Source organism: Deinococcus planocerae (assembly GCF_002869765.1).
Lineage (GTDB): Bacteria > Deinococcota > Deinococci > Deinococcales > Deinococcaceae > Deinococcus > Deinococcus planocerae.
In genome coordinates this window covers 173234-179421 of record NZ_PNOR01000003.1, presented here as the reverse complement: position 1 = coordinate 179421, position 6188 = coordinate 173234, and the positions used below count along the sequence as shown (strand labels likewise).

The 6188-nt window shown below is 71.6% G+C and carries 2 protein-coding genes, 1 pseudogene and 1 CRISPR repeat array; all 3 genes and pseudogenes read left to right on the top strand.

Annotation, left to right across the window (positions count from 1 at the left end; translation table 11 throughout):
* A pseudogene (locus A7B18_RS02835) lies at positions 1-198 on the top strand (acyl-CoA dehydrogenase family protein); the annotation flags it as partial.
* 32 nt (positions 199-230) lie between these two features.
* The gene (locus A7B18_RS02830) at positions 231-2456 is read left to right on the top strand and encodes a phospholipase D-like domain-containing protein (RefSeq protein ID WP_102125146.1); all 2226 of its coding nucleotides are present in this window, start codon (positions 231-233) and stop codon (positions 2454-2456) included.
* A 150-nt stretch (positions 2457-2606) separates the two neighbouring features.
* Positions 2607-4854: direct repeats of the CRISPR family, unit length 29 nt; unit sequence GTTTTCCCCACGGGTGTGGGGATGGTCCG.
* Positions 4855-5006: 152 nt separating this feature from the next.
* The gene (locus tag A7B18_RS02825) at positions 5007-6143 is read left to right on the top strand and encodes an LCP family protein (RefSeq protein WP_102125145.1); all 1137 of its coding nucleotides are present in this window, start codon (positions 5007-5009) and stop codon (positions 6141-6143) included.
* Positions 6144-6188 lie beyond the last annotated feature (45 nt).

Sequence of the window (6188 nt, the reverse complement as noted above, 5' to 3'; positions counted from 1 at the left end):
AGGGCCCACGCCACGAACGCCGCCGTGGGGGCCGCCGCCCTCGCCGTGCGGGGGGCGGGGGGCGCGGCCCTGACCCCGGCCCTGCCGCTGGAACGTCTGCTGCGCGACGCCCGCGCCGGGCTGACCCACCCCCCGGCGGACGAGGTGAGCTACGGCAGCCTGGGAGCGGCGCTGCTGGGGGTGGAGGCGCGGCGCTGAGGCCTCCGGCTCGCCTCCTCTCCTGACCCCCGATGCGCCTGCTGCCCCGCCACTCCCCGCCCGCCCACCTGGGACGGCTGGCGCTCTCGGCCCTGGCGGGCTTTCTCCTCGCCGTCGTGCTGGCGCGCGGGGCCGTGAGCGTGGTGCTCGCGGTCGTGCCGCCGGGGCAGCCCTACGTGCGGGCGGCCCTGGGCACGCTCGCCGCGCTGGGGAGCGTGGTGCTGAGCTTCGGGCTGGCGGGGGCCCTCTCGGCGCGGGCGCTGCCGCTCGACCGGCTGGGCCTCACGCCGGGGCAGGCGCGGGCGCGGGCGGGGATCGCGTCGGGGGTGACGGCGGGGCTGCTCGTCGTGCCGGTGGGCGGGCTGATGGGGCTGGCGGGGGTCTACCGGGGGGGAGCCCTCGGGGACGCGCTGGGGGCCTCGCAACTCGCCCTGCTCGCCCTCGCGGTGTGTGCGCTCTACGGTTTGATCTCGGGGGTGGTGCTCGGGCTGCTCACCCTGCGCGCGGGGCTGGCGTGGCGGCCCGCCCTGGGGGGCCTGCTCGGCTTCGGGGGGGTCGGGGCGCTCGGCGGGGCGCTGCTGGGCTGGGTCGGTGTCCCCGACGTGCTCGCGGGGGGTGGCTGGGCGCTGCTCGGCCTGCTCGCCGTCTTCGTGGTCACCTCGCAGGTCGTGGGCGACAGCGCCATCGCGGCGGGCATCGACGCGGCGGCGGACAGCTCGCGGCATGACGCGGCGCAAGACCGGCAGGTCAAGCTCACCTTGGCGGCCCTCGGCCTCGCGCTGCTGGGGGTGTGGGGCGTGGGCGAGCGCGCGGTGAACTTCGTGCAGACGCGCCCGGCCCGCGCCGAACCCCTCGCCGTGCCCGCCGCCGGGGTGACCTGCGCGGCACCGACAGACCCCCTCGAACTCGCCGTGTGGCGGGTCACCCCCCGGGGCAATCGGCCCGACCTCTCGTGCGGGAACGCCTTTCTGGGTTTCCTGCACACGCCGAACCCCGACCCCGCCTTCAGCGCTCAGCCCCCCACCCCGCACGGGGGCTTCGACGGGCTCGCCGCCCAGATCGCGGGGGCGCGGCGCGAGGTGCTCTACGCGGTGATGGAGTGGGCGGACGACCCCCGGCGGGGCCCCGGCGCGGTGCTCGCCCGGGGCGTGGCCGAGCTGTACGGGCGCGTAAGGGCGGACCCGGCGGCCTTCGAAGGCGGCGTGACGGTGAGGGTGGCGCTGGGGAACTTCCCCCAGGCGGCCAACCTGGAGTGGGGCGCGCAGGTGTACGCGGCGACGCGCGACCTCCTCGCGGCGGGGGTGCCCCTGCAAGACGACCGGGTGGGCTGGCGGGTGGAGGTCGCCAACTACGCGGGCACCTTTCCCCACAGCCACGCCAAGCTCCTCGTGACGGACGGCACGGACCTCACCGTGATGGGCTTCAACGTGGGGCCGGGGCACCTGCCCTCCGCCACGACGAGGGGCCACGGCGGAGACCTCCGCGACCTCGGCCTGCGTTTTCGCGGCCCGGTGGCGCGCGACGGCCTCACCGTCTTCGACGACCTGTGGACCCGCAGCACCACGCTGGAGTGCCTCCCGGGCGTGACCGCGCGCACCGTCCGTTCCTTGTGCCGGGGCGCAGGGCCGGGCGAGCCCACGCACCCGCAGGGCACCGACCGCCTGCCCCTCACCCGCGCCGGGGACGTGCGCGCCTTCAGCCTCTACCGCCGCGAGGGCTTCCAGATGGCGGACGAGGCCCTCGTCTCCCTGCTCGACGCCGCGCGGGAGCGGGTGGACCTGATGCACGTCAGCTTCAGCATGGACGTGCGCTGCAACCTCGCGCTGCTCAACCCCCGGCTGTGCACCTCCCAGGACGCCCTGCCGTGGATGCGGGCCCTCGTCCGCGCCGCCGAGCGGGGCGTGACCATCCGCGCCCTGCTGTACGAGCACAGCTTCCTGGGGCTGGAAAACCGGGTGGGCCTCGCCGTGCTGCGGCGGAAACTGCGGGCGCGCGGGCTGGAGGGCCGCCTTCAGGCCCGCTGGTTCCGGGGCGGCCTGCACGCCAAGACGATGCTCGTGGACGGGCGGATGCTCACGGTAGGCAGCCAGAACCTGCACTACTCGTCGTGGACGCCGCGCGGCCTGAACGAGTACACCGTCGCCACCACCGCCTCCGAGGCCGCGCGGGAGTACGCCCGCGAGTTCGCCTTCCTGTGGGCGCAGGGCCGCCCCGCCGAGTTACCGGGATGGCTGGAGGGAAGCGGGCAGGGAGACTGAGCGGGGAGAAGTTCGGCCCGCCTGCGTTTAAGCTGGTGGGCGAAGTGCTGGGCGAGGATGCCCGAGCCGCATGACAATGTAAGCTGTATCGGACCATCTGCGAGAGGCTTACGGCTGGTCGCGCTGGATGAAACGGCGTGTTTTGGGAGTGTTTTCCCCACGGGTGTGGGGATGGTCCGTGCGCAGTCGCCCCCGCGAGCACGAACAGGTGGTTTTCCCCACGGGTGTGGGGATGGTCCGGCCCCCTGCTTGGCGATCTCGGTCAGCAGTTGGTTTTCCCCACGGGTGTGGGGATGGTCCGACGCCGGGCACGGATGACGACTTTGCCGCGCTGTTTTCCCCACGGGTGTGGGGATGGTCCCCACGGGTGTGGGGATGGTCCGAGCGGCCCTGTGACCTGCCCTGAACGCCTCCCGTTTTCCCCACGGGTGTGGGGATGGTCCGCCCGCGTTCAGGGCGGCCCCGGCGTACAGGTGGTTTTCCCCACGGGTGTGGGGATGGTCCCTGAGCGGCGGGCGCGGCGGGCGGCGTGGGTGCGTTTTCCCCACGGGTGTGGGGATGGTCCGGGGTGGGTTGGCCGAGGCGCTGGACGGCGACGGTTTTCCCCACGGGTGTGGGGATGGTCCGCCCCGATGGGAGCCCCCGCTTGAACGCCCTCCGTTTTCCCCACGGGTGTGGGGATGGTCCGTGTTACCGTCTCCCGTGAGGTGTCACGGCTGCGTTTTCCCCACGGGTGTGGGGATGGTCCGTGATCTTGCAGGACGGGCGGCGCCAGCGTCAGGTTTTCCCCACGGGTGTGGGGATGGTCCTGGGCAAAGGGGTACTTGGCGATCAAGCCCATCGTTTTCCCCACGGGTGTGGGGATGGTCCGATCGGCGCTGCTATCCGTGCTAATCGTGGTGTGTTTTCCCCACGGGTGTGGGGATGGTCCGGCGGCGGGCGGGAACGTGGCGGCGGCGCTGCGGTTTTCCCCACGGGTGTGGGGATGGTCCGATGAATTAAGCGCCCACCCTCCCCAAAATGAGGTTTTCCCCACGGGTGTGGGGATGGTCCGCAGCCTGGGGCTCGGGGGCAAGCTCGCACCCCGTTTTCCCCACGGGTGTGGGGATGGTCCGCGTATTCAAATGCTTCGGGCCGAGTGGCCTACGTTTTCCCCACGGGTGTGGGGATGGTCCGTTGGAACTCACGGCTCACCTCCCGGCCCGCGCGTTTTCCCCACGGGTGTGGGGATGGTCCGGACCTGCACCGCGAGAGCCTGCACCCGCTCAGGTTTTCCCCACGGGTGTGGGGATGGTCCGGTGAGGTCGCCCTGCAGGGCGGGCTTGACGCGGGTTTTCCCCACGGGTGTGGGGATGGTCCGCGCGAGCGCGGCCTGCGCGAGGTTGGACCCGGGTTTTCCCCACGGGTGTGGGGATGGTCCGGCGGTCTCCCCGTGAGGCTGCGCGAACATCCCGTTTTCCCCACGGGTGTGGGGATGGTCCGCCGATCACGTCCCCGCCTTCCGACCGCACCAGGTTTTCCCCACGGGTGTGGGGATGGTCCGGGCCAGAGGCGGTCGAGCAGGCGGTGGTCGTGGTTTTCCCCACGGGTGTGGGGATGGTCCGCCTCCCTCTTGCTCGGTCTTGTTTCGCAGGGCGTTTTCCCCACGGGTGTGGGGATGGTCCGAACTGGTCTCCCGTCTGCTCGTCACCCTCCCAGTTTTCCCCACGGGTGTGGGGATGGTCCGGCACGGTCACGCAGGTAGAGAATCCACCCCACGTTTTCCCCACGGGTGTGGGGATGGTCCGGCGCTGATGCAGGGCATCGTCCAGTACGCGCAGTTTTCCCCACGGGTGTGGGGATGGTCCGTTGTACTTCGTCGGGCGCGGTCACGAGGGGCTGTTTTCCCCACGGGTGTGGGGATGGTCCGTAGGGCCACGGATGCGTGAGGGTGAGCCCCCTGTTTTCCCCACGGGTGTGGGGATGGTCCGCTCTTGAGCCCTACCCCAACTCTGAGTTCGGCGTTTTCCCCACGGGTGTGGGGATGGTCCGCACGGGAGGGGGGACTACAGGGGGAGGCACGGGGTTTTCCCCACGGGTGTGGGGATGGTCCGGCGTCCCCGAGCAGGAGGGACGTGGTGATGCGGTTTTCCCCACGGGTGTGGGGATGGTCCGCTCTGGGCGGGCGAGGTCCTGGGACGGACGATGTTTTCCCCACGGGTGTGGGGATGGTCCGCGGTGAGCGCGGGCGTTCGGGGGCCAGGGGTTGTTTTCCCCACGGGTGTGGGGATGGTCCGGGCGGGAACCCGGCCCTCCAGTGGGTGAGGGCGTTTTCCCCACGGGTGTGGGGATGGTCCGAGCCCGTACTGGCCGGTGCCCGCCAGCGTGCCGTTTTCCCCACGGGTGTGGGGGTGGACCTGAAGGCGTTGACGTGCCCGAGGCAAGCGTGGCCTCTTCCCCAAGAGATTGGGGACGTTTCAACCTGAGCGGCAAACTCGTCCCCAGCCATAGGAACCCACGTCAACCCAAAGTTGATTGTTCCCTCATCTCCCCGCCCGCTACACTCGCCGGGTGCGCCGCCGTGCCGTCCTCCTTCTCCTGGTCCTGCTCGCCGGGCTTGTCGCCCTGTTTTCTCCCGCCGCCCCGGCCCTGGCCCGTTACGGGGCCTTGCCCCGCAAGGCGCAGGGCCCGGTGACGGTGCTTCTCGCCGGGGTCACGCCGAACTACCCGCCCAGTCCGGTGTGGCCCTACCCGGCGGCGCCCGAGGACTACAGTGGCCTGACCGATACCATCGTGCTCGCGCAGTTTCGCCCGGACGGCACGGCGAATCTGCTCTCGATTCCGCGCGACACGTGGATGAACATTCCCGGCTGGGGACTAGGCAAGATCAACGGCTCGAACGTCCACGGCGGGCCCGACATGCTGATGGACGCGGTGCAGAGCCTGACGGGCGTGCGGGTGGACGGGTACGCCCTGCTCTCCCTGCACGCCGTGCGCTCCTTGACCGACGCGGCGGGCGGCGTGACCCTCGACGTGCCGCAGCGCATGAAGTACGACGACAACGCGGGGGGGCTCCACATCGACCTGCAACCGGGGAGGCAGCACCTGGGCGGCCAGCAGGCCGAGGGCTTCTTGCGCTTCCGCAAGGACGGCCTCGGCGACATCGGGCGGGTGGCGCGGCAGCAGACGTACCTGAGCGCGATGGTGGGGCAGGTCAAGAATCCGGTCAACTGGTGGCGCCTGCCCGGCATGGTCGCCGCCCTGGACGCGAACACGAAGTCCAACCTCACGCGGGCGGAGGTCGGCGCGCTCCTCGGCTCGGCGCTCGGCGGGTTAAAGGTCAACATGCACACCGTTCCCGGCGACTTCGGCGGCGGCGGAACCTGGTTGCCCGACCGGGCGGGTCTGCAAGGCATCGTGCGCGAGCACTTCCGCGACCCGAACGATCCGCGCTTCCTGACCGTGGCCGTGGTGAACGTCGGGGCGCCCGGCGGCTCGGCCCGCCGCCTCAAGGCCCGGCTGGAGGAACTGGGCTATCAGGACGTGCGGATTTCCGACGGCCCGCGCGCCGATCAACCCACCACCGTCACCGGTAGGGCCGCCGCCGCCGTCCTGAGCGACGTGGGGCACGGGCAGCTCTCGGACGTGGAGGGCGTGCCCGGCGCGGACGTGACGGTGAGGCTGGGAAGCGATACGTCGGGGGAGTGAGGGGCGCTCTTCCCCAAGGGTTTCTGAATCGATTCAGCCCACCCC

Excerpts from the sequence above, each read along its gene's own strand:
- A7B18_RS02830 (WP_102125146.1), top strand. The coding sequence starts at position 231 with ATGCGCCTGCTGCCCCGCCACTCCCCGCCCGCCCACCTGGGACGGCTG.